Genomic DNA, 235 nt, shown 5'->3' on the forward strand with positions numbered 1-235 from the left:
CATTTATATGTTCAAAAAATTGAACTGTACCTTGTCTAACATCTATATTTTCATAAGAATCCGGATCGTAATTACTTGAATTATAATTATTTGGGCTATAACTATTTGGATTATAGTTATTTGGACTATAGTTATTTGGACTATAGTTATTTGGATTATAGTTATTTGGATTATAATACATAAGCATCTCTCCAATACTCTTTTTCTAGTCTATATTAATCATCTTAATATTAAT

Annotated in this window: 1 pseudogene; it reads right to left on the reverse strand. The window is 24.3% G+C overall.

Going from position 1 to position 235, the window contains the following annotated elements:
- Nucleotides 1-181 (reverse strand): annotated as a pseudogene (locus tag SB717_RS39605) (beta/gamma crystallin domain-containing protein); the annotation flags it as partial.
- Nucleotides 182-235 lie beyond the last annotated feature (54 nt).

This window comes from Priestia sp. SIMBA_032 (assembly GCF_046535215.1).
Taxonomy (GTDB): Bacteria; Bacillota; Bacilli; order Bacillales; family Bacillaceae_H; genus Priestia; species Priestia aryabhattai.